Raw genomic sequence first — 23921 nt, 5'->3', positions numbered from 1 at the left:
CCGTTCCTAGAACCGCCGCAGTCCCTGGGTGCCGTCGTACACGATCCGGCCGCCGATCACGGTCATCAGGCACGCGGAGCGCGGGTCGAGCGGGTCGCCGGTCCAGAGACTGAGGTCGGCCTGCTTGCCGGTCTCCACGCTACCCACGCGGTCGTATACGCCGATGGACTTCGCGGTAATGTTCGTGATGCCGCGGAGGGCCGGGTAGGGCAGCCAGCCGTACCAGCAGGCCATCGCCGCCTGGTACGTCAGTTCCTCCTGCGGCACGACCGGCGCGTCGGTATTAATGCCGAGCCGGCGCACGCCGTTCTTCCACCACCCGCTGGCGTTGCCGATACAGCGCCGGGCCGTGGCGTCGAAGTAGTACTGGCGCGGGCCGTTGATGGTCCACGCATCCGTCTCGCGGACGATCGGCCCCAGCTTCCAGGCATCGAACGTGCAGTGATCCAGCACCGTCCAGAGCCCGAAATGCCCGGCGATCATGTCCATCGTGGTCATCAGCACCTGGTACATCTGCGTGTGCATGACGACGCAGATCTCGCGGCGAAACACGGCGCGGAAGCCGTCCCAGATCGGGTCCAGTTCGGGCGCCACGCTCCGCTCGCCGCGCTCGTACGCATCCCATGCCGCAGCATACGCCCGGGCTTTCTCCAGCGTCTGCCGCAGGTTCCAGTTCATGAACATCCGGCCGTTGCCGCCGAAGTACCATTCCGGATTGCCAGCCTGCGCGATCTTCAGCGATCCGGGCGAGACCATGAAGATTTCGTCCGGCGTCTTGCCGCCGGTGTTCACGATGGTACCGAAACCGGAGAGGTTCGTGCCGCTGCCCGGGATCATCATCACGGTCGTCACGCCACCGGTGCGGGCGCGTTTGATCCAGGGGTTGTCGGGCCGCGGGACGGAGCGGCTGTCGAGGCCGGGATTCGTCTGATAGACCATGTCGTTGAGGTCGCCCCAACTGCCGGCCGCGCTGTGATCGTGGGCCTCGACGATGCCCGGCAGCAGCCAATAGTCGGGGAAATCCAGCACGCGATAGCCGGCCGGCACCTCGACCTCATCGGCCGGGCCCAGCGCCTCGATCTGATTGCCCTTCACGAGCACCACCGCGTCATTGATGACCCGATCGGTGTCGTCCAGCGCGACGACTTTCGCGACACGGAACGCCAGACCGGCGGACGTCAACTCCGTCTGTTCAGCGGCCAGCCCAGTCGCGGCCGCCAGCCACGTCAGCAGCAGCATGCGGACCACGCCGGAGGTCCAGGCAGGCTTACGGTTCATCCGGCACCTCACGTCCCCCCACGATCACCCGCTGCAACCGGCTGCCGGCGTCGAACGGATGACCGTCGAAGATCAGCACATCCGCGTCTTTGCCCACTTCCAGCGAGCCAACGCGGTCGTCGAGCTTGTACATCTGCGCGGCATCGATCGTCAGCGCCCGCAGGGCGGCGTCGCCACCGAGACCCTCGCGGACAGCGAACAGGCCGACGAGCGGCAGGTCACGGGCACCGTCCTCGCTGTCGCTCTGTAACGCCACGCGAATGCCCTGCCGCGCGAGGTCCGCCGCCTGGTTGTACGGCCGGCCTGCCCGCGTGCGCACCACCTGCAGCGGCACGATCACGCCAAGCCCCGCCTTGCGGGCGACAAGCTCAGCGACGACGTCGGCGGCACCCTCGGCACCCAGCAGCACGAGCGGCACCTTGAATTCGTCGACGAACAGCTGCAATGCGGCGTGAATCTGCGGCGCCGTCTCGACATCCACCACTGCCGGGATGCGCCCGGCCAGCAGCGCGCGGTACGGTTCGAGGTTTGGATCGACCTTCGGCGGTGCCGGACGGCCATCCTTGGTGCGCTTGCTCCTGAGCTGGATCTTGAACTCGACAGCGCTCTTGTCGGTGCGGGTGGCCTCGAAATCCAGCGTGATCTCGGCAACCGTCACGCGGCCGACCATGTGGTCTTCGCGATCCAGCGTGGCACGAATGGTTGGGCGCCCGGCGGGCGTGTCGATATCAACGTCGAGGTTCACCTCGGTGCCGCTCAACGTGCCCGACACGCGGACTTCTTCGCCGCTGGTCGGGTCGGACAGACGCCCGTCAATCGTGTTGCCGGTGAGCTTCAGCGTGACCGTGCCGGTCACCGCTTCCGGCAGCGGGCCACCATGCAGCGCGTACTCCCAGCGGCCGGTGATTGGATCGGCCCTGCCCTGCTCGACCTTCTGCGCCTCCTCTTTCGGCTTTTCGGCCGGCTTGCCGCCGCTCTCCTTCCACTTGGCCAGCTCGGCTTCGTATTTCTTCCAGTCCTCGTCGTACTTGCGGCCGGCTTGCAGGACCTTGCGCAGCGCCTCTGCACCGGTCAGCGGATCCTGGCCGCGCAGCGACAGGCGCAGGCCGCTGAGCTCGCGCGCCACCAGCTCGTCGCGCCCGCGGCCGTAGGTCTTGAGCGCAGCGAGCCGCGCCCCGTTCTGCGCGGCGCGATACGGCGCTTGCACCACCGTCGTCACGCCCGCCCGTGCCACACGCGCGAACATCCGCCCGACCGTCGCGATGGTGCGATGCAATGGCACGTCGGGCGTCGCCGGCGTGGTGTCGCCCTCCAATCCCAGATGCCCCAGCGCATCAATGAAGCCCGGCGCCAGGAACCCGTCCGCGCCGGCGTCGATGATTCTCGCGAACGGCGGATGCGCGACACGCTGCCCAACGGCCTGGATGCGGCCGTTCTCGATGAGCAGCGATCCGTCGCGGATGATCGTGCCATCGCCCACCCAGATCGTGCCCGCGCGCAACACGAGCGGCTCGGCCGGTTGCGACGCCGGCGGCTCGCGACGCGCGGGGCGCGGCGCTTCAAAGACGACGCGCCCGCCGATGTAGGCCCGACGTACGAAGCTGTTGATGTCCAGCGGCGCACCACTGAGCACCAGCAAGTCGGCGTCAGTGCCCGGCGTAAGACTGCCCACGCGATCGGCCACACGGAGAATCTCGGCCGGCACACGCGTGATCCCGGCGAGCGCCTGCTCCGCCGACAGCCCGCCGCGAACGGCAAGCACCGCCGCCATGCGCAGATCTTCCGCGTCATCCCCCGCGGCACCGGCGAGGGCAATCACGCCGGGCAGTCGCGCCGCGATGCGCTCCGCGGTCGCCAGGCGCGGCTCCAGCGCCCCCGGATCATCGCCGATGTTCGGCCCCGGCGCGCGGAAGCTACGCTCGACGCGCACCACCAGCGGCAGGCTGCGCAGCACCGCCGCTACGGATTCGTCGCCCAGCACGTCGAGCAGCCGGTCGCCCTCGGTCAGACCGACGAGATACGCGGAGCGACGTTGCCCACCGCGCGCGAGCCGCTCGACCAGCCGCAGCGCCCCCTCGATGTCCACGGCCCGGCGAACCTGGATGCGCAGCGGCAGCGCCGCCGCCCACGCCGCCGCGAACTCATGCGCGTGAATGTCGAACTCGCCCGCGCGCGCACCGGCCCCTTGCTCCGCCGCAGCGATACGCTCTTCCAGCTCAATGAACTGCCCCAGGCGCGAATCGGGACGCTGCCCGCGGGCCGGCTCAATCGGCACGTCGGAGGAGGCATAGAACGGCGGCTTGTACAGCAGCGGCGGATCAAACTCGCCGAACGTGACGGCGAGATCAGCCGCCGGCACGACCGTCCGTTCTTCCGGAGCCCCGCCGAGCTTCACGACGGCGCCCAGGCCGCTGACGAGGCGATGCTCGCCCGGACTCAGGTACGCCGTGGTCGTCCCGCGCGACAGCGGCCCAACGTAATCGTCGTACGTGTCGAACGCGTCCACGGCGTGAAACGCGGCGCTGACGGATTGCGGCCCGGCGTGCGGGCGCACCAGCGATCCGCCGGCCGACACGAACCCCGGACAGACCACCTCGTCACGTAGTTCGATGAGCGGCAGATCCGGCGAAACGGCGAGCTGGCGGCCCACCGCCACGATGCGGCCGCTGCGCACTACCACCATGCCCTCGGGCAACGGCCCGGGTTGCTCCACCGTCGCTGGGTAGACCGCCTTCGCCCGCAGGACGAACGACGCTTTGTCCGCCGGCGCGGCGGCCGCGCTCTGCGTCGCCGGCCGCACGACGAGCTGATCGCCGCTGCCGCACAGGCACAGCAGGGCCGTCGCGGTCACGCCGACCGCCAACCGTCGCCAGACGTGCGCCGGTCGCGTCACTCGGGCTTCTCCTGCGAATCGCCGGTACCTGGCGCGAGCAACTTCTTCAGCCGGACGTCCTGCCCGCGGTCATAGGCGCGAATGCCCTCGATGAACACCTGCTCGACAACGCTGTCGAAGTCCAGCGGATCGCCGCTGAAGACCACCAGGTTGGCGTCCTTGCCGACCTCAATCGATCCCAGCCGGCTGTCCAGCCGCAGCATGCGGGCGGGATTCAGCGTGATCGCCTTCAGCGCCTCGTCGCGCGGGATGCCGTGGCGGACACACTGCGCCGCCTGGTACGTGAGCATGCGCTCGGCGTACGAGTCATCCGGCCCCGGCACAAGCGCCCAGAGCAGCCCGGCGTCGAAGAGCTTCTTCGGCACGAAAGTCTCGCGAATTTCCCCGGTCAGCGGATCCGTTTCGCGCCAAGTAAGTTCCGGCGGCAGGACGACCGGGCGGGCGACGCGTTTCAGCTCGCCGACGGCCTTGTGGCACTCGCCCCCCAGCACGAGCACCAGCCGCTCGAAGAAGCCGTTTTCCTTCGCCAGGCGCACGGCGGCGCCGACGTCCATCGCCTCGCCGCAGTACGCATACGCCCCCAGCGGCTTGTACAACGTCGCCCCGCTTTCGCCGCCGAAACGCACCTGCCCGCCGAGCAGACGCAGGATGTTGCGATGCTGGTCGTCGACGTCCTCGGCGCGGATCAACTCGCGGCCACGCTTGCGGGCCTCGACCGGCCCCACGTCGAGCTTCTTGTCGTCTTCCTTGAGCTTGTCTTCGTAGCGCTTCTCCGCCAGCCGGGCAAGATAGTCGTCCAGCTCCAGGAACGTCTCGCGCAGCGTCGCGAGCTGCATCATGCGGTCATAGCCACTACGCGGCGACAGCGAAATCTTGAGGAACTCGCCCGCGGCGATCGTCATCTCGGCGATCGTCAGGCCGATCGGACGCACCACGCGGCCGACCCCGCCGATGACCGTGTTGTTGCCCGGAATCACGTGCACCGCCGTCGTGCCCAAGCGCAGGCAGTCCTCGAAGAAGAGTTGCGACGGATCGAGAGCATCGCCCACGTCGAGTTGCGGCGTCACCGGACGCGGCTCGTTGGCGACGTCCAGGCCGCGCGCCGTGTGCACGTCGATCATCCCCGGGAACACGACCTTGCCGGTCACATTGACTACGCGCGCGTCGTACGGAATCTCCACGTCAGCGCCGACCGCCACGATCCGGCCCTGCTCGATCAGGATCGTACCCTTGGCGAGTTCACTGCCCACCACGGGGATGATCCGTCCGCCGGTAAGCGCGACTTTTTCCGGCGGCACGGCCGGCGGCTGGGCGACGGCGACCACTGCCAGGCCTAGGCTCACCAGCAGCGCACCCCACCGCCCGCGTGCCGCCGTGGCCATCGCCATCCGCCAGTATCGCTTGCGACCCATCACACGCTCTCCCGGGCGCCGCACGGCCGGAGGCCGGCGTTCCGCCCTAGTCCTTGTACACCACGCGGCCGCTCACCAGCACCAGCACCGGGCGGCTTGCGGCGTCAAACGGCTCGCCGCTCCAGACCACCACATCGGCCGCCGCCCGCGGCGCAATCACGCCTACCTCGCCCGCCAGCCCCATGAAACTCGCTGGCGTCGCCGTCATGGCCCGCAACGCCAGCTCCGGCGTCAGCCCGTGCCGGACGGCAACCATCCCCTGCCGCACGAGACCTTCCTCGTCCCGCAGCTCCTGCGCCGTCAACGCAAACTCGATGCCCGCATCGGCCAGTTGCGCGGGCGTGTTCAGCCGCGCGCGGTCCACCTCGTCGGTCGCGGCGCGGAAGCCGGTCGGCGTCATGTAGAGTGGCCCGAAGATGACCGGCACGCCCGCGGCCTTCAATTGCGGCAGGCAGCGATAGGCTTCCGTCGCCTCTTCGAGCGTGAATTTCAGCTTGAACTCGCCCGCCAGCCGCAGCGCCGAGAAGATGTCATGCTGCATGCGGGCCTGCACGCGCAGTGGCACCTCGCCGTCGAGCACCTGCAGCAACACCGGCACCGCCTCGGTCGGCGGCATGTCGGCCCCGTGAATCGCGAGCCCGGCCCGCACGCGCTGCGCATCGTAAAACGCCTTGCGGAAGACCCAGTCCACGCCCATCCGCGTGGTCGGTCGGCGGGTTAGGAAGCTCGGCGCCGGGCCATGGGACGGCGGCAGCAGGTTGGCGGTCCCACGCAGCGTCGGATCACCGCCCAGCGTGACTTTCACCGCATCCACGCCGCGGATGACACGCTCTGCCAGCGGCCCCGCCGTCTTCACGATCGCGCCGCGGTTGCCGATCACATTCGCCGTGTCGGCCGATACGTACACGGTCGTCACGCCAGCGCGCGCCAGCCGCGTGAAGTCATTCGAGAACAGGTTCAGGGAGTCCAGCACCCGCCGATGCGGCGTGACCTCCGCGGATTGCTCGGTCCAGGTGATCTGGGGCGGCAAGGCCGCCGCGAGCCCGTCCGGCAACGTGCGCGCCGTGTCCTCGATCGGGTCGCATTCGGGGTCCGGCTCATCGCGCTGGCGGCGGGCGTACTCGCCGAGCGCTCCCCAGAACGACCGCGGCGGCGCCCCGTACGACCAGCTCCGCGCTTCCTGCGGGATTTCCGAATCGATCAGGCAGCACGCGTCGATCAAGCCGGGTGTGATGACGCCGTCCACGTGCTCCATCACCCGCGCGCCCTCCGGAATCGGCACGTCGGGCCCCACTGCGGTGATACGCCCCCCCTCAATGACGATCGCGCCGTTTTCTAGTGTCTCGCCGGCCACGGTGTGAATCCGCGCAGCCTTGAGCACGATGACCCCGTCCGCATCCGCACCGTAGGCCGCCCCAACAACACAGGACGCCAGCAGCGCCGCCCGCATCAACCCGCGTCGTGAGATGTCGCTCAGTCGCACGGCCGCACCTCTCATGGCCCCGTCTGCGACGCTCCCGCGTCGAAGACCCGCTGACCGCCGATGTAGACGGCCAGCACCCGGGCACGCAAATCCAGCGGATCGGCCGAGAACACGACCACGTCCGCCTGCCGTCCCGGCTGCAGCACTCCGATCCTATCCCCCACGCCCAGCAACTCCGCCGGCACTGCGGTGATCGCCCGGCGCGCCGCGGCAGCCGACAAGCCCTCGCGCACCGCCACGGCCGCCCCGATCCGCAGGCTATCCGGCGCGGTCTGCGGCAGCCCACCCGCCAACGCGACCGGCACGCCATGCCGTTCGAACTGCCCCGCCGCCCCACCGGCCCGCGGCCCCGCCAGCGCATCCAGCGGCCCGACGATCGCCGCCGTCAATTGGCCGGCCGCGGCTTCCGCGACCAGGCGCGCGTCCAGCGTATGACTCACCGCCAGCCGCAACTTGTACTCGTTGATGAACTCCAGTGCGGCGCTGACGTCCGCCCCGCTCGGCGCCGTCAGGATGCCCGGCAGACGCCCTTGCGCAAAAGCCTTCAACGGGCTGTCATCCGTCGCGGGCGCCGCCCGCGCCGCGGTCAACGTGCTGCGCAGCAGTCCAAGCGCACCACTGCGCGAGGTCGGTTCACGGTCGGCCTTGAACACCTCCGGCGCGAGCGACAGTTTCAACGGGCCGGCGTCCGTCAGCACCCGCGGCCGACCACCCGGGCCGGCCGTCTGGCACACCGCGATGTGACCACCCACGAGGTTCTGATCGTCAGGAACGAGGGCAAATGTGGTCACCCCGGCCGCCAGCGCGCGTCGCAACTGCCAGGCGCAGCGATCGAACGCGGCGCGTGAGTTCAGCCGCGGCTGCACCGCGGACTGGCGCTCGCAGAGATCCCCCAGCGCCGACAGCGTCGCCTGGCAGTCGATCAAGCCCGGGCACAGCACGGCGCCCGGAAAACTGTCCACCGCCACGCCCGGCGGCGCAGCTCCCCCCACCTGCAAGATCTTCTCGCCGCCGATGACCAGCAGCGCATCAGCCGCGAGTTCGCCGTCCGCGTTGACCCACTGGGCTCCCGCAAGAACACGCACCGCGGCCGGCGGATCATCGGCCCACGCCGGCGCCACCACCGCCACGAGCAGTGCCAACCCGTTCAGCCAGGCTCGCCTGCGGCGTACGCTCATTCGTCCTGCCCCTCCGCCCCGCCCTCGGCACGGTACACCTCGCGGCCACCGACATAGACGCGCTCGACGCGCGCCCCCGGCGACAGCGGGTGCGCGCTCCAGACCACGAGATCCGCTTGGAGCCCCGTCGCCAGACGTCCAATTTTCTTCTCCACGCCGAGCAGACGCGCAGCGCCCCCGGTCAGCGCAACCAGGCCCGCGTCATCGACGAAACCCGCGCGTGTCGCCTGCGCTACGCGCAACGTCAACCGCGGCGCGCCATCGGGCAGCGGCACGGCCCCCGAGCCGAAGTACACGCGGACGCCGGCGCCGTTCAGCAGCGCCGCCGCATCGGCGCGGGCGAACCGTTCGGGACCACCGGTGTAAGCGAGCGGCGCGGGTGGCGCTGTCAGCACGACCGGCACGTCGCGATGTGCGAGTCGCTCGGCCACCAGATGGGCCCCCGTCGCGCCTTCGAGCACGAGCGCGACGCCAAACTCCTCCGCGAGATCGAGCACGTTGAGAATGTCCGCCGGGTCATGGGCTTCGACGCGCAGGCGCAGCTCGCCGTCCAGCACGCGCAGCAGCAACTCCGCGCTCCGGTCCTTGGCCGGCTCGGTCGGTTTCTTGAGTTCGTCCTTCGCCGGCTCCTTCTTGTCTGCGCTCGGCTCATCGGGCTTCTGTTCGTGAGCGCCTTTCTTCGCCGCCGGACCGTGGCCGCTGTCCGGCTTGCCGGCAGCCGCGTCTTTCTTCGCGCGCTCGGCGAGCTTCTCTTCGTATTCTTTCAGACTGTCCCGGTAGTCATCCCAGGCGTCGCGGTAGTCCTTGGCCGCCTGGAATCGGCGCCGCAGCTCCTCCACCAGTTTCACGCGGACCAGCGGCCCGGGCTGGTTCGCGCCGCCGACGGTCGCACACAATTCGGCTTCGCCAGCGAGTACGAAGTCGTCAGACTCCGTGGGGCGCCCCAGCCGCACAATCGCCGCCAGCCCACCGATGCCCGCGCCCGTGCTGGCCGGCAGGTACACCGCCGTCACGCCGTCCCGCCACGCCGCCCGCATTTCGTCCGCCGCATAGGGATCGAAGGCGTCGAGTGCTCGCGCCGTCGCCACGTTGGCGCCGGGGGCGACGCGCAGCGCGAGCGTCGTGCCGGCGTCGATCAGCCCGGGTGTGATGTACTTTCCGGGGACCGATATCTTGCGGGCCAGGAACGACGGCTTGACCTCGGCACCCACGGCGAGAATCTCGCCATCCTGGAACATCACCGTGCCGTGCTCAATGACCTGGCCCGTGCCGATGAACAGCGTCGCATCCTGAAGCGCGATGGCCCGGCCCTGAGCGACCGACACACGCGCACACACTGACAGGACTATCAGCAGAGCCACGCACGCGAGCACGTTTCCGGGGCGGCGTGAACACTCAGACGTTGGCGGGGGCAATCGACTGAACATAGCGCTCGCAGGCCGTCAAGCGGAGCAGACAAACGACGCAGGCGCCTGGGGCTGCGCCGTGCTCGCAGCATAGCGGTTTCGCCGGAGGCATACCACCGCGCTACAGAAATCAACGAATAGCCACACGCCAACGGGCCGCGCCGCACGTCGGGAGGTCCCCCAATGCTTCGCACCCCCACCGGGCCCACGGCGGCGCATCAAAACGGCCGGCAACCCAAAGCGGCCGGCCGTGAAGTCCGTTATGCGTGTTGCGATGGCGCGACTAACGCGTATGCCACCGCGTCAACCGGGTCTGGTGCGTGTTCAGCCAGATCAGGTTCCAGTCGTCCGCAATCTGCAACATGTCGAGCTCGATATTCGCGCGGGTATGCGCCCAATTCTCCGCCGGCGTCTTGGTGACCGTCGCACAACCGGCCAGCAACCCCAGTCCCGCGAGCAGTCCAAACAGCATCAATGTCCGCATGCACCACCTCTTGAGGGCACACTCACTCAAGCCGCGCCGTAGTGTCGGGCCAACCCCCGCGCGTGTCAACCGCAAATCACGCCACCGGCCGGCGACCCGCCAACGCCGCCCAGCGAATGCGCACGCGCCGCTGCGTTCGTCCGGCGTGCTCCAGCTCGATCCACGCCGCACACGCCGGCACCGCCTCAGCCACCCGGTCCGCCCATTCTACGGCCACGACGCTGCCGGGCTCGGCCAGCATCTCATCGACACCCAGGGCCAGCAGCTCCGCGGCGCCCGTCAGGCGATAAGCATCTATGTGATATAGCTTTAGGCGCCCCACGTACTCGCGCACCAGCACGAACGTCGGGCTCACGACGGGCTGCTCGGTCGGCACGCCCAGCCCCGCTGCCACCCCTTTGATCAGTTGCGTCTTGCCCGCCCCCAGCGGTCCGGTCAGCGCCAGGAAGTCGCCCGTTCGCAGGAGTCGGCCCAGCCGCCGGCCAAGCGCCAGTGTCCGGCCCGGGCCGGTGAGAAGCTGTTCCTGCGCGACCGTCACCGGAAATGCTCCCAGCCGCGGATGGGAATTGGAGTGCGCTGCCCCGGCCTCTCCTCCAACCACAAGCCGGCGTCCGAGATGATCTGTCCCAGCGGCAGTAGCCCCAGCGCGGCGCATTCGCCATCGGGCGCATCCGCCGCCAGCACCACGATCAGCTCGAAGTCTTCGCCGTCCTCCAATGCGTGCGTGCGGGCCGGACGGCCGTCCTGATCCGCCATGCGAACTGCGTCCGGGTGCACCGCAGCGTCCAGCGCGGCAACGCTGATTGTCCCGCCGCAATGCGAGGCCTCCAGGATGCGCCCCAGATCCACGGCCAGCCCGTCGCTGATATCGATCAGCGCGTGGGGCGCCAGGCGGCGGGCGATCGCCAGTGCGGTCCCGATGCGTGGCTCAAAAGTCATGTGTCGCCCCAGCAGCGAACCACCCACAGGGCCGGTGAGCCAGATCCGATCGCCCGGGCGGGCCCCGTCGCGGCGAACCGGCGTGCGGCCTGCTTCGCAGCGGGCCGCGACCGAGACGCTGACGACCGTAGGCGCGTCCCAGCTGTTCGTATCCCCGCCGACGATCGGGCAGTGGAAGCTCTGCCCGCATTCCTGGGCCCCGCGCAGCAGGTCCAGCGCATCCTCCATGGTCAGGGTGTTGGCCAGCGCCACGGCACAGAGCGCGGAGACCGGCTCCACCGCCATCGCCGCGCAATCGCTCAGATTGACGGCGAGCGCCTTCCGGCCGATCGCCCGCCAGGTATGGACGCGCGAGTCAAAATCCACGCCGTCCATCAGCATGTCCACCGTCCAAAGCAGCTCGGGCTGGTCCGGCGCCACGACGCACATATCGTCACCGAAGGGAACCCCCGCACGGGCCATTGGCTGCCGCGCCCCCGGCTGGACAGGCGCGAGCAGGCGGCCCAGACGCCGGACGAACTCGAACTCGCCACGGGGCGGTGCTTGCGGGTCACTCATCGGTAGATCCACGTAGGACGCGTACGGACCGCCATTCTAGCCCCGTCCGGGCGGGGTGGCACAGGAATTGGTTGCCAGTTCGGCGGTTGGCTGAATAATATCATGGTTGAGTTTTGTGACGGGGACGGGAACTGAGTCATGGTGGAACCAGGTATGAGGCATTCAGTGCACATCCTCGCCCTGCTGGCCGCCGTCGTGCTGGCCACGCAGGTGGTCGCGCCGGCGCGGGCGGAAATCGAAGGGCGCTACCGCATCGAACTGATGAACGGCAAGTACGTCGAGGGCGACGTCAAGGAGCTGCCGGACGGTTCATACGAGGTGAAGACCAAGCACGGCGTTGTCGTGACGGTCAAGCGGAACGAGGTGCGCGAGCTCCGTTCGCTCGAGGAAGCCTCCGCCGCGGCGGGCGCGGGCGGCGCGGGCGGCACCAAGCGGGCCGCGTACCGGCGTGCGATCACGGACGCGGAGATCGCGGCCATTCTCTCGGGCGTGACGGCCAACCCGGACGAATCCACGAGCGGGGCGGCGCGCGATGACATGCTGGCCGAGCTGCCGCTGAACGAGGAATCGCTGGCGGAAATGAAGAAGGTCGCCGGCCCCGAGGCGAAGGTGCTGATCAAGCCGCACTTCGTGATGGTCTACACTTCGTCGGACGAGGCAGCCAGAAAGCTCGCTTCGCGCGTCGAGTCGATCTACCGCTGGAAGGTGCAGTTCATGCGCATGCTAAACCTCCCGGCGCGCCGCCCGGAACACAAGCTGGAGATCCACTACTTCGGCACCTACAAGGAGTTTCAGGCCCTGACGCAGGTGCCCCTGGGCGTCATGGGTTTCTACCGACCCGATGCGCGGCGTTCGTTCTTCTTCGACTACGAGACGCATCCGTTCGTCGCCGATGACGTTGCCCGGATCAAGGACAAGAACACGCCGTGGCAGGAGCGCCAGCGGCTGCGCAACCGCGTCAACCGGTTGGTCGAGAACCAGAACCTGGAAGTGATCCAGCATGAGACCGGGCACCACATCGACTTCAATATCGGGCTGTTCCCGAACAATGGCTTGGCCCGCAAGGCCAGTGTTCCCTTGTGGCTGGTCGAAGGGACAACGATGATGTTCGAGGTCCCGCCAACCTCGGCCGGCGCGAGCCTGGGGGTCTTGAACCACAACCGCCTCAATCAGTTGCGCACCACCTGGGGGCCCCACCCCCTGTCGCTTGAAGAATGGAGGCGCTTCATCGTTGACAACCAAATGTGGCGCAACCCGCCCCGCGGCAACGAAGCGGACTCGTATTGCTTGGGGTGGTCCCTCGTGTACTACCTCTGGAAGGAACACCGCGCCGGCTACGCCCAGTACTGCAAAACCGTCTTCGACCGCGAGGAAGACGTCGAGTTGACCGTGAGCGAGCGGGAAAAGGAATTCGAGGACATCTTCGGCCGGGTCGACGAAAAGTGGATCGAAGACTTCTACAAGTTCCTTGACTCGTTGCAGCTCAAGCGGTCGCTTCTGCCGCCGGGCGAAGAAGGGCCACTCGAGCCCCAGCGTGACTCCCCGCAGCAGTCGGACGGCGGTCGTGGACGCGGTCGCGGGCCGCGCTAGCTGGGCTGGGGGCGTGCGGGCGCACCGCGGCGTCATCGCTCTCATGGCCGGGTGGCTGCCTGCGCTCGGCTGGGCGAGTGATCCCGCGGAACTGCTGGCCGCCCGGCCGGCAAACGAGCCCGCGGTGTCTGAAATGCTGTCGCGCGTCGGACCGGGGGCCCAGCGCCTGGATACGGACCATTTCGTCCTGGTCTGCACGGCCGGGGAGCCGCTGGCCCGCGAGTATGCAGCGCGCCTCGAAGCCGTCTATCGCGCCCACGTGCGCTTCACTGAGAACTTGGGGCTGCCCGCCCGGCTACCACGCCACAAGCTCGAGATCTACTTTCTCGGCACGCACAGCGAGTTTGAAGCGCAGCGCGCCGCAATCGCATCCGTGCCCGCCGGCGCCCTTGGGTTCTACGATCATCACACCAACCGCTGCACGTTCTTCGATCTCGAGACCGCACCGGCGCTCGCGGCGGTGCGGGCCAGCATTGAACAGTCGCTGCCTGAGGAGCGTCCGCGGCTGAAGGGTCGCCTGGAGCGCCGGCGCAGCTTGCTCGCCCTGTCCATTGTCCAGCACGAGTCCGCCCACCAGGTGCAGGCGAATCTCGGGTTGCTCCCGCAATCCGAGCGCGTTCCAACCTGGTTGCGTGAGGGTCTGGCCATGTTGTTCGAGGTGCCCTGCGACGGGTCGTTGACACCGCGCGCGCCGGTGAACGGCTATCGCCTGCACGAGTTCAGCAAGCTCTACCCCACGCCGGCCGCGCTGCCGGACCTGCGCCGCCTCCTGAGCGACGACGCCGCGTGGTGTGAAGGGCCTTGCTACCCACTGGCCTGGGCGGTAACGCGTTTCCTGTGGGCCCAGCAACCAACCGCGCTCACCGCATTGCTGCGGCGGTGCGCGGACCCCGCCGGGTGGCCCGCCAGCATCGCCGAGCGGGCAGCGCTACTGGACAATCTCGTCGGCCCGCTCGACGCGGCCTGGAGTGCGCGGCTGCACGCCGAGACCCAGGCCCTGCCGCTCGATGAGTCCGCCTGGGCGGAGTGACCCGCACCGCCACCCGTCACTACCCTCCGCGCGACCCCATCCCAGCCGGAATGACAGTGGTCGCGGGGTACCCAAAGCCGACCAATGGCGCGATAATGGCGTAATGGCCGACGGACTGGGATTGCGGTGGCTGCCGAGCGTATCGCTTTCGCCACGGGAGCGCCGGCGCTGGCAGCATTACCTGCGATTCTCACGCCGCCCCCTCCACAGCCTCATCTTCCTCGCACCGTTCGTGCTCTGGTATGAGCTCGGCGCCGCGCGACCCGCCGGTGGCACCGCGCCGGGCAGCGAGCTGCTGGCTCACGGCGTGATCCAGGATCTGCTGAGCTGGTTCGGGTTCGTCGGCGCATGGTTGCCACCGATCGTGCTGGTCATCACCCTGCTGGTGGCGCACAAGTTCCGGCGTGATCGCTGGCGCGTGCGCTGGTCGGTCTTCCCGGCGATGGTGCTCGAATGTGCGCTGCTGGCCCTGCCGCTACTGGCGTTGAGCGCCCTCTTTGAGGCCCCGCCCGCCGCCCGGCTGCGCGACGCACTCGGCGCCGGCATTTACGAGGAACTGGTGTTCCGGATGCTGCTGCTAAGCGGGCTCACGTGGCTGGCAGTCGAGCTACTGCGAATTCCGCGCCCGGCGGCTGTGTGGGTCGCCGTCGCGTTGGGCGCCATCCTCTTCGCGCTCTGCCATTTCGCCCCGCTGGGCTCGGAAGCGCCCGCCTGGAAGCCGTTTTGGTTCAAGACGGCGGCCGGCGTGTACCTGGCGGTAGTCTTCCTCGGCCGCGGGCTGGGCGTGGCCGCGGGCAGCCACGCCGCGTACAACATGCTGCTGGTGTGGCTACGCAGCAGCCCCGGCTGATCGCAGCCTTCAAGGCGTAGACGCATGGAAACCACTGCGCCCAGCCCCGCTCCCACGCCGCCCAACCAGGAGGCCGCACCCGCCCGCCGCGCGGCGGTCGTATGTCGGCATGACGTGCTGGCCCTGGCCGCGTTGGGGTTGGTCGTCGGGCTGGCGTGCCGTGGCCATTTCGCCATGCCGCACGCGGATTTTCCCAGCTTTGTCGATGCAGGCAGCGCCTTGCTACGTGGTGAGCTGCCGCCGACGTTGACGCGCGCGCCGGTGTATCCCGTGCTGATCGCGGCCCTCGGTCGCCTGCTGCCCGTCGAGGCGGCCGGGCTCGTTGTCGCGGAGTGGCTGAATGCCCTGCTGTTGCCACTCAACGCCGTCCTAATCTACCTGATCGGTCGCACCTGGTTCGGATCGGCTGCACGGTGGGCCGCGGTCTGGTTCCTGCTGCTGCCCATGGGCCTGTATTGCACGGCGCATGTGATCCTGGAACCGCTCCTGATCACGCTGGTGCTCCTGACGCTGCTGGTCGCGCCGCGCGGCGGAGCCTGGCCATACGTGATCGCCGCCGTGGCGATTATGACGCGCTACGACGTCGCCGGGCTGATTGTGGGCCTGGGCGTCGCTGACCTCCTGCGTCGACGCCCGTGGCAGCGAGTCATGCTCAGTTGCGTCCTGGCCGCCGCGCCGCTGCTGATCTGGCTGGGACTCACGGCCGTGACCTGGACGCCCGGCTGGAAGGACCACTACTTGACGCAGATGGCCGCGCGGCCGGCGTTCGATCCGGGCTGGGCACTCGCGATCGTGGCGCGGACGTGCTTCGAGTTCGCGACACTGCGGCTGCCGGATTGGCTGGCGAGCATGGAAAACCCGGCGCGCTTCGCGCTGCTGGTGGTGCCCGTGCTCGCGGCGGTGTGCGGGGCCGTCGTGCGCATTCGGGCGCGCGACCGCGTCGCGGTTACAGCCATGTTTGCGCTCGCCGGCTACCTCATCGTGCACGCGCTCTACGCGTACAGGATGGATCGTTACGGCTATCCGATGGCGCCGCTACTGATCCTGTTCGCCAGCGCGGGCTTGAGCATCGTGGTCGTGCGGCTCAAGCGGCGCGGGTTGCCGCCGCGCGTTGGACAATGGTTGCTGATCGTACTGGGCATCGCCCTGGCGTCCGCCCTGCTCACCGAAGCGCAGGCGTTCGCGACCGCAGCCGGCGGTGCAGAGCGGTTGCTGGGGCGCGTCGGCCTGCCCGCCCTGGTCGCGCTCAGCGCCGTTTGGGCCGCCCCGTTGCTCTTGCGACGGCAACGCGTGGGACAGGTGGTGCTCCTGATCGCACTGGCGCTGCTCCTGACGCTGCGCATCCAGACCGGCGCCGCCCTACTCGGGACCGGTCAGGACATGAAGAACGTGGTCGAGGCCGCGCGCTGGATCCGCGACCACACGCCAACCTCCGCCCGCGTGCTCTGCGACAACCCGGGCCTGCTGCGGCTGTACGCCGGATGCGAGCCGCGCGACCGCTTCGTGAGCTATGAAGACGTCGGCGGGCAAACGTGGCCCGATGTCCTCGTCGAATGCCGTCGCATCGGCATCGTGTATATCATCTGGCACGACCGGCTCAGCGAGATGCACGCCGCCTACTACGCCGGCCGCCTGGGCTTGGCGCGTTTCGACGCCCTGGCGGACGCGGAGCACGCGGCCGGCGTGCGTCCGGAGCGCCGGTTTCCGAACTACCCGAACCTCGTCATCGTGCGTGTTCTGGAATGAAGAAGCGAACCAAGCGTAACCCAGCTCCGCGACCAGCTCGCTTACGCGGATCCCCCGCGCCCGTGGTCGGTTTCGTGTCCCTGGGCTGCGCGAAGAACCTGGTCGATTCGGAGAAGATGCTGGGGCAGCTCGCCGAGTCGGGCGCGGTCATCAGCGGCGACGAGTCGGCCGCCGACACGATCGTCGTGAACACCTGCGGCTTCCTGGAATCCGCGCGACAGGAAGCACTCGCCGTTATCCGTGAACTGGCCGAGCGCAAGCGGCGCGGCGAGCTCCGGCGGATCGTGGTCGCCGGCTGTCTGGTGCAGCGCGACGGCGAACAACTGCGCGTCGCCGTACCGGAGATTGACGCGCTCGTCGGCGTGCACAACCGCGATGACATCGTGCGCGCCGTCTGGCGACACGCCCGCGACGCCGACCTCGACCTGTACCTCGGCGATTACCACCCGCAACCCTGGTCGGACGAGGGCCGCCTGCGCCTCACGCCCCGCCACTACGCCTACGTCCGGCTCAGCGAGGGGTGTAATCAGAAATGCACATTCTGCACGATCCCGGCGATCCGCGGCCCCATGCACAGCAAGACGCCGGACGAACTCGTCGCCGAATGCCGCGAGCTGATCGCCGACGGCGTGCGCGAGTTGATCCTGATTGGGCAGGACACCACGAGCTACGGCGAGGACCGCGGCGATGAGCGCGGCCTGTCCGGGCTGCTGCGGCGACTGGACACGGATTGCGACGGGGCGCGCTGGCTGCGCCTGATGTACGTCTATCCCTCGGTCTTCACCGACGCCATGATCGAAGCGATCGCCGAGTGCAAACGCATTGTGAAGTACATCGACATCCCGCTGCAGCACATCAACGACCGGATGCTGCGCGCCATGGGCCGCCGCGTGACGCGCCGCCGAACGGAGGATCTACTCGACAAGCTCCGCCGGCGGATTCCCGGCGTGACGATCCGCACGACGTTCATCGTCGGGTTCCCCGGCGAGACGGACGCGGAGTTCGAAGAGCTCCTGCGCTTCGTGCGTGCGTTCGGCTTCGACGCCGTGGGAACATTCATGTATTCGCGCGAGTCGGATACACCGGCAGGCCGGATGAAGGGCCAGCTCGAAGAGCAGGTCAAGCAGGAACGTCACGCGCGTTTGATGTTGGCGCAGCAGGAAGTCGCGTTTGCCGCCGCCCGGCGTCGAATCGGGTCGCGGCTGGACGTGGTGATTGACGAACGGAGCGCCGAGCGCTGCGTGGGGCGACACGCTGGACAGGCCCCCGAGGTGGACGCGGTGAGCATTCTGCCCGCGAGCGGCCATGCACCGGGTGATTATGTGCCCGTGCGGTGCGTGGACACCACCGGTTACGACCTGATCGTCGCGCCGGAACAGCCGCGGCTGCCGCTCGCCTGATGTGACCGGGCCCTACTCAGCCCGGCAAAAACCGGTATGCTGTTGGTGCGAGACCGGGCAACACCGGCAGGAAGGCTGCTGACATGGACACGACCTCATCCCTTGTCGCCGCGCGACAGACGACCGCCCAGCCGCGGGCGAAGCGGCCGCTGAAGTCGGTGGCGGATCGCCTGCTGATTATCGGACTGGACGGCGCCACCTTCGCCGTCCTCCATCCCCTCCTCGACGCCGGCCGCATGCCGCACCTCAAGCGGTTCATTGCCGACGGCGTGTGGGGCGTCCTCGAGTCCACCCAGCCACCCATCACGCCCGCCGCCTGGACGACGTTCATGACCGGCAAGGGCCCCGGTCGGCACGGCATTCTCGACTTCGAGACGTACGACGCGACCACGCACACGCTGACCTTCAACAGCACCTACGAGATCCGCGAGAAGACGCTCTGGCAGCTCCTCAGCGAAAAGGGCCTGCGCGTCGGCAGCATCAATGTGCCGATGACGTACCCGCCCAAGCCGGTCAACGGCTTCATGATCAGCGGCTTCGAGACTCCCAGCGTCGACGCGCAATTCACCTGGCCGCCGGAGCTGAAGCAGGAGATCTTCCACCTCATCCCCACCTACGACTACCGCACGAACTGGCGTCGGACGGCCCTCGGCAAGCGGGCGCAACTCGAAGACAACCTCGAGTACATCGCCAACAGCTTCGACCAGGGCGCGCGGCTGACCGAGTACTGCGGCGACAAGTTCGGCTGGGACGTGCTGATGACGGTCTTCAAGCTGGTCGACAATCTCCAGCACAAGGCCTGGAAGTACCTTGATCCACGCACCAGCCGGCGCTACCCCGCCGAGGCCGAGCTCGCCGCGCGCTGCTTCGAGCGGCTCGACAAGGTACTGGGCGAACTCTTCGCGTACGCGCACCGCAACGGGGCCACCGTGCTGATCATGTCCGACCACGGCCACGGCAGCCTGGACGGCAAGGCGCAGCCCAACCTGCTGCTCAGCCGCTGGGGCTACCTGGCCCTGCGCAGCCCCTGGGACCAGGCCCGCACGCGCGCCGGACACTGGCTGCACCGCCTCACGAAGGGCCGCGCCACGCGCTTCGAGCAGGGCAGCCGCGGCATCGAACGCGATCTCGCCGTCGACTGGAGCCGGACCCGCGCCTGCGTCATGCACGCCGGCATCTACGGCTATCTGTACATCAATCTGCAGGGCCGCGGGCCGCTGGGCATCGTGCCGCCCGCGCAGTACGAACGCCTGCGCGACGAGCTGGCCGACCGGCTGCGCCGCGAAACCATCCGCCAGCCCGACGGACAGGTCACGCCGATCTTCACCGAGGTACACAAGACCGAAGAGCTGTACGGCTGCAGCCGCGACGTGAACCCCAATCTTCCGGACCTGATGCTGGCCCCGCACCCGGGCCTCGCGGTCGTGCGCAAGATCCGCGGGCGCCAGCCCGTTCGCTGGTGCCACGCCTCCCGGCTCGAAGGCACACACCGCGTGGAAGGCATCCTCGCGCTGGGCGGCCCCAACGTCCGTTGCGGCGCGCGCGTCGACGCCAACATCGTGGACATCACGCCCACGACGCTCGCCGCGCTCGGCCTGCGCGTGCCGGTGGACATGGAGGGCCGCGTCGTCCGTGAGGCGTTCGCGATCGAGCCCGTCGTCGAGCAGGAACCGCCGGTCGCGCCCGTACCGCGGGCCGAGGAGGAAGCCTACACCGACGAAGACCGCCGCGTGCTGGAGCAGCGCCTCAGCGACCTCGGGTACCTCGAGTAAGGTCCGCTGTCGGACGCTATTGCTCCCCAAGCGCGCGCCGCAGCGCATCGTTCAGCCGGTATAACGGTTCAGCGGTCACCCGCGTCTTGGCCAGCGTGCCATCCACGCGATACTGAATCAGCTCCTGGCCGGCCGTCTCCAGCAGTTCCGTGAGCACCGAGATGCGCGGCCAGGTTTCGGGCCGCGCACCCCACAGCGTCATGCGCACGCTGTCGTCGCGCAGGTCCCACGTGCCCGTGCCCACCAGCCGCAGGTCCCGGCTGTCAATCACGATGTGCTCCAGCCACACTTCGTGTCCTTCCCACAGGAAGCGCAGGTCCGCCTGATCGACCGTCTCGCTGCGCCCCGCCTGCGGCCGCACCGTGAAGATCGATGCCAGCACCGGCGTCTGCAGAAACGAGGCGCCGCTGATGCGCAGGTGCCCTCCGCCCCGGCGGCTGCCGCTGTCCGCGCCGCGCCCGCGCAGCCAGACTTCGCCGTCAATCCGGCCGGGCCGCCGCTGCTCGGGCCGGTCGGGGCGCGGTGGCAGGAGCTCGGCCGCGCTGACGCCGTACAACCGCAGGCTCAATTCGTAGTCGGACGTTTGAGGGTCGATGCGCAGCGCCCCCTGGGCCGCGCCATCGCAGAGCTGGCCTTGCAGATTCTCGAGCACCACCCAGCGCTCGCCGGCCGCGCGCCGCAGCAGCCCCTCCCAGCGCGCGATGCGACGCCCGCCGAGCTGCCCCGCCTCGATGTCGAACTGGGCCTCCAGGTCGACCGCGCCCGTCGGCCCGATCGTGCACGTGCCATAGAGCTGCGCGGCGGTCAGGCGAAGATCGAGCCCCATCTGCAGCGCGGCGTTCCGCAGCGGCAGGCGGCCCTCGAGACGCCAGGTGCGTTCCGCAGCCCCACTGACGTGCACCCGCGGCAGGTAGGCGTCAAACTCGCCGCGGGCCTCCAGCCGCTCCAGCAGCTCCGCAGCCTTCTCCGGCAGTGCGGCGCGCGCGGCATCGTCCAGCACCATCTGCTCCGCGACAATGTCGAACAGCGCGTCCAGATGCCCCGCGCCCCAGGTCCCATCCTGCGGTTGCGTCACCAGTACTTTCCCCGCCGTACCACACGCCGCCGCTGCGCGCACCACCCGAAAGCGCCCCGGCGACAGCGCCACCTCCGCGTCCACGTCACGCAGCGCCAGTGGCAGGGACCGCGCCCGCATCTGCGCGGCATGCATGGTCACCTCGGCAATCTGCTCCGCACCACTGCCGCCGGCATCCTCGCGACGCAGCCGCACGGTGACATCCGCGGCGCCCGCCAGCCCCACTTCGTCCACCAGCTCCGCCCACGCCGGCGGAATGAACTGCGGATAGAGCTCCTGCAGCCCCGTCGTCTGCGCGTGCACATCCAGGTCCAGCGGGCCGGGCGCGGCGCCTTCCGGCGGCAGCGCGCCACTGAGCTCCAGCCGGTCCGCTCCCTGCGCGCAGACAAACGACACCAGGCGGCGCGCGGTCCCGCGCACCAACACCAGGCCATGCTCGACCACCCAGACGCGCGCCGCATCCAGGCCATGCAACCGGCCGGTCTTGATCCGCACGGCCAGGTGCTGCTCCCGCGCGCCCTCCGCTGGTGTGCCCGCGATCCGCCCGACAACGTCGGCAAGCCCGGCGAACTGCGCCGCCGGCGCGGCGGCGCCCCCCCGCGCCCCCAGCGTGGTGCTCTGCCCCAGCGGCAGATCGCTGACCGCGACGCGCAGATCGGTTTGCGTGTCGCCGTCGCGCAGACGCAGGTCGCCGTCCAGCCACACGCCGGCATCGCCATCGTAGCCGTGCAGACTCTGCACGCGCAGCGCGTCGCCGCCCACGTTCAGCCACCCGTCCACGTGATCCAGCCGCCGTCCCTGCGCGAGCGCCAAGCTCCCTCCCAACAGGTGCGCCTCGATCGCGACGTCCGCTGGCAGCGCCCCCGTCGCGGCTGAACCCTCCGGCCGCCCCACCGTTGCCGCCACATCGCACAGGCCCAAGGGCGCCGCCTGGCGCCACAGCCGCCGGTATTTATCCGGCAAGGCCGCGTACAGGTCGTCGTTCAGCGCCACGTCCTGGCCACGGAAACACAGTTCGAACCCGGCCCAGGAACGCGTGTTGTTCACGACGCCCGTGGCGGTGATCCGGCCTGCACCGTGCCGGGCGGTGAGATTGTCGAACAACACGCGGCCCCCCGTCAGCCGCAGCGTGCCCCGCGCATCCTCGAAGTCATACGGAAAGTGGCGGTAGCGACAGGCGGCCCCCAGCGCTTCTATCTCCGCCTCCAGACGCCCCGCGCCGGCCAGCACCGTCCCGTCGGCGCCGCACGCCCCGTCAGGTAGGAGCCGCACGTGCAGATTCACCCGCCCACGTGGCACATAATCACGAAACACCGCCGCCAGCGGGCCCGGCAGTTGCCGCGCGTGCACGAACGCCGGAAACGTGCGCTCGGTCGGCAGTTCCAGCCCGGAGACCTGCACATCGGCGTGCGGGATATCGTCGAGGCACAGCCCAGCGGTCTCCGCCGTGTCCGGCGCGCGCCACAGACGGCGCAGCGCGTCCGCGCGCGCGTGCACTTCCACCACGGCCGGCGCTGCATGCAGCTGCCCCTCCGCGCGCAGCTCCCAGACGCCGGGCATCGCCCCCGCGCCGGGACGATAGACCAGCGCCGCCGTCGCATGGGCCATCTGCAGATAGCACTCGCCCGGGCCGGCGGCGTCCGATGCGCCGTGCTCTTCCTCATCCAGCGGCAGCCGGCAGCGCACATCGGCCAGACGCACTTCCGTCGGGCCCAGTTGCATCGGCGCATCCGTAGATGCCGTCGCGTCCCCGTCCGTGTTCTCGCGCAGCACGAGCCTTGCGAGCCGCGCGCGGCCTGCCAAGTCCAGCCGCGCCAGCGCGTCCGCCGCGCGCGGCGGCATGAGTCGCGCCACGGTGCGCAGGTCCACCCAGTCGCCGGTCAGGGTCAGCTCGCCGCTGCGCTGATCCCACTTCACCTCGGCCAGCGGCGTGTCACCCAACGGACGCCGCTCGATGCGCAGCTCGAACCCATCGTCAGTGGGACGGCCGACGGCACGCACCAGCAGCCGTTGCAGCAACTGCGCCCGCCCGCGCTCCCGCACCAGCAACTGCACGTCCCCCTGGGCAACCTCGAACTCCGGCAGGCGCAGCTCGCTCTGGCTGAGCAGGTCCCACAGCCGGCGCACGTCCACCTCGACCAGCTCCGCCTCGCGGCTGTCCGACTCCCCGCCCGGATTGCACACGATGCTGGCGGCGACGTTCGACAACTCTATGCGCGTCGGCTCAACGCGCCCCAGCAGCAGGCTCCCCGGCGCGCAGCTCAGCCGCACGGTGCCAATCCGCAGCAGCGGCCCGGCGTCGTTGCCGCGGATGACATCGGCGGCCCGCGGCGGATCGAAGACCAGGTCGGTCAGTTCCAGGCCATGCCGCAGTGAAAAACGCGCCTCGCCGAGATCGACGCCCTTGACCGGCAGCCGCTGGAACGCCGCCAGGACGCTTGCCCGCAGCCGGGCCGGGTCGGTCAGCCGGGTGTAGGTGACCATCAGCAGCGCGCTCAGGCCCAGCAGGCCCCAGATCAGCCAGCGGAGCCAATTTCGCTTCGACTTCGGCATCCGCGCATTCTGCCCGGCCGCGTCGATTTCGGAAAGCACCCCACCGCTCACGAAAAGGGCGGCATAGAAAAGGGGATAGGCGCGCTCGTCATGCGATCGAGCCTATCCCCATGATCAGGCGCCGGCGCTTACGGCGTTGTCAGCAGATTCACGAACGGGTTGATGTCGCCGAAGCCGACCGACCCGTCGCCGTTGATGTCGCCGTTCATGATGTTGCAACTCGGGAACTGCCCCGCGTACGCAGCCGGGTTGGTGAGCGCCAGCACGAACGGAT

General features: G+C 69.2%; 15 protein-coding genes. 6 read left to right on the top strand and 9 right to left on the bottom strand.

The annotated features are described in order from the left end of the window. Positions 1–6: 6 nt before the first annotated feature. From KA383_11770 to tsaE, 8 genes are all read right to left on the bottom strand, one after another. A complete protein-coding gene (locus KA383_11770; protein MBP7746797.1) occupies positions 7–1278 on the bottom strand; it encodes an amidohydrolase family protein in 1272 nt (423 codons plus the stop codon). Further along, positions 1268–4171: an amidohydrolase family protein gene (locus KA383_11765; protein MBP7746796.1), complete on the bottom strand. Its 2904-nt coding sequence runs from the start codon at positions 4169–4171 to the stop codon at positions 1268–1270. Before KA383_11765 ends, KA383_11770 begins: the two co-directional genes overlap by 11 nt. Continuing rightward, positions 4168–5583 (bottom strand): amidohydrolase family protein, encoded by a 1416-nt coding sequence (locus tag KA383_11760; GenBank protein ID MBP7746795.1) that lies wholly within the window; start codon positions 5581–5583, stop codon positions 4168–4170. The genes KA383_11765 and KA383_11760 overlap by 4 nt, the downstream gene beginning before the upstream one ends. 46 nt (positions 5584–5629) lie before the next feature. Continuing rightward, positions 5630–7081 carry an amidohydrolase family protein gene (locus KA383_11755; protein ID MBP7746794.1) on the bottom strand — a complete coding sequence of 484 codons (1452 nt, stop codon included), beginning with the start codon at positions 7079–7081 and terminating at the stop codon, positions 5630–5632. Further along, entirely contained in the window at positions 7078–8244 is a 1167-nt protein-coding gene (locus KA383_11750) for an amidohydrolase family protein (protein ID MBP7746793.1), read from the bottom strand. Before KA383_11750 ends, KA383_11755 begins: the two co-directional genes overlap by 4 nt. Continuing rightward, on the bottom strand, positions 8241–9569 hold the full coding sequence (locus KA383_11745; protein ID MBP7746792.1) for an amidohydrolase family protein: 1329 nt from the start codon (positions 9567–9569) through the stop codon (positions 8241–8243). Before KA383_11745 ends, KA383_11750 begins: the two co-directional genes overlap by 4 nt. Positions 9570–9933: 364 nt before the next feature. After that, positions 9934–10134, bottom strand: coding sequence for a hypothetical protein (locus KA383_11740; GenBank protein MBP7746791.1), 201 nt, complete (start codon positions 10132–10134; stop codon positions 9934–9936). Positions 10135–10210: 76 nt separating this feature from the next. Beyond that, positions 10211–10789: a tRNA (adenosine(37)-N6)-threonylcarbamoyltransferase complex ATPase subunit type 1 TsaE gene (gene tsaE / locus KA383_11735; GenBank protein MBP7746790.1), complete on the bottom strand. Its 579-nt coding sequence runs from the start codon at positions 10787–10789 to the stop codon at positions 10211–10213. Between the two features lie 995 nt (positions 10790–11784). Between tsaE and KA383_11730 the strand changes: the two genes are divergently transcribed. The 6 genes from KA383_11730 (at position 11785) to KA383_11705 (ending at position 20019) form a co-directional block, all read left to right on the top strand. After that, positions 11785–13221, top strand: a complete 1437-nt coding sequence (locus tag KA383_11730) for a DUF1570 domain-containing protein (GenBank protein MBP7746789.1) — start codon at positions 11785–11787, stop codon at positions 13219–13221. Positions 13222–13264: 43 nt separating this feature from the next. After that, complete coding sequence (locus KA383_11725; GenBank protein ID MBP7746788.1) at positions 13265–14251, top strand: DUF1570 domain-containing protein; 987 nt, start codon at positions 13265–13267, stop codon at positions 14249–14251. Positions 14252–14354: 103 nt separating this feature from the next. Beyond that, on the top strand, positions 14355–15101 hold the full coding sequence (locus KA383_11720) for a CPBP family intramembrane metalloprotease (GenBank protein ID MBP7746787.1): 747 nt from the start codon (positions 14355–14357) through the stop codon (positions 15099–15101). Between the two features lie 24 nt (positions 15102–15125). Then, entirely contained in the window at positions 15126–16847 is a 1722-nt protein-coding gene (locus KA383_11715) for a hypothetical protein (protein MBP7746786.1), read from the top strand. Between the two features lie 62 nt (positions 16848–16909). Then, on the top strand, positions 16910–18247 hold the full coding sequence (rimO, locus tag KA383_11710) for a 30S ribosomal protein S12 methylthiotransferase RimO (protein MBP7746785.1): 1338 nt from the start codon (positions 16910–16912) through the stop codon (positions 18245–18247). An 83-nt stretch (positions 18248–18330) separates the two neighbouring features. Then, complete coding sequence (locus KA383_11705) at positions 18331–20019, top strand: alkaline phosphatase family protein (GenBank protein ID MBP7746784.1); 1689 nt, start codon at positions 18331–18333, stop codon at positions 20017–20019. Between the two features lie 16 nt (positions 20020–20035). Here KA383_11705 and KA383_11700 read toward each other — a convergent pair whose 3' ends face one another. Beyond that, entirely contained in the window at positions 20036–23647 is a 3612-nt protein-coding gene (locus KA383_11700) for a hypothetical protein (protein MBP7746783.1), read from the bottom strand. Positions 23648–23921: the final 274 nt, after the last annotated feature.

Source organism: Phycisphaerae bacterium (genome assembly GCA_017999985.1).
In the GTDB taxonomy this organism is placed as follows: domain Bacteria; phylum Planctomycetota; class Phycisphaerae; order UBA1845; family Fen-1342; genus JAGNKU01.
This window is presented reverse-complemented; position numbering and strand designations above follow the sequence as displayed.

Excerpts from the sequence above, each read along its gene's own strand:
- KA383_11770 (MBP7746797.1), bottom strand. The coding sequence starts at position 1,278 with ATGAACCGTAAGCCTGCCTGGACCTCCGGCGTGGTCCGCATGCTGCTG.
- KA383_11760 (MBP7746795.1), bottom strand. The coding sequence starts at position 5,583 with ATGGGTCGCAAGCGATACTGGCGGATGGCGATGGCCACGGCGGCACGC.
- KA383_11755 (MBP7746794.1), bottom strand. The coding sequence starts at position 7,081 with ATGAGAGGTGCGGCCGTGCGACTGAGCGACATCTCACGACGCGGGTTG.
- KA383_11750 (MBP7746793.1), bottom strand. The coding sequence starts at position 8,244 with ATGAGCGTACGCCGCAGGCGAGCCTGGCTGAACGGGTTGGCACTGCTC.
- KA383_11740 (MBP7746791.1), bottom strand. The coding sequence starts at position 10,134 with ATGCGGACATTGATGCTGTTTGGACTGCTCGCGGGACTGGGGTTGCTG.
- tsaE (MBP7746790.1), bottom strand. The coding sequence starts at position 10,789 with ATGCGCCGCGCTGGGGCTACTGCCGCTGGGACAGATCATCTCGGACGC.
- KA383_11730 (MBP7746789.1), top strand. The coding sequence starts at position 11,785 with ATGAGGCATTCAGTGCACATCCTCGCCCTGCTGGCCGCCGTCGTGCTG.
- KA383_11725 (MBP7746788.1), top strand. The coding sequence starts at position 13,265 with ATGGCCGGGTGGCTGCCTGCGCTCGGCTGGGCGAGTGATCCCGCGGAA.
- KA383_11720 (MBP7746787.1), top strand. The coding sequence starts at position 14,355 with ATGGCCGACGGACTGGGATTGCGGTGGCTGCCGAGCGTATCGCTTTCG.
- KA383_11715 (MBP7746786.1), top strand. The coding sequence starts at position 15,126 with ATGGAAACCACTGCGCCCAGCCCCGCTCCCACGCCGCCCAACCAGGAG.
- KA383_11705 (MBP7746784.1), top strand. The coding sequence starts at position 18,331 with ATGGACACGACCTCATCCCTTGTCGCCGCGCGACAGACGACCGCCCAG.
- KA383_11700 (MBP7746783.1), bottom strand. The coding sequence starts at position 23,647 with ATGCCGAAGTCGAAGCGAAATTGGCTCCGCTGGCTGATCTGGGGCCTG.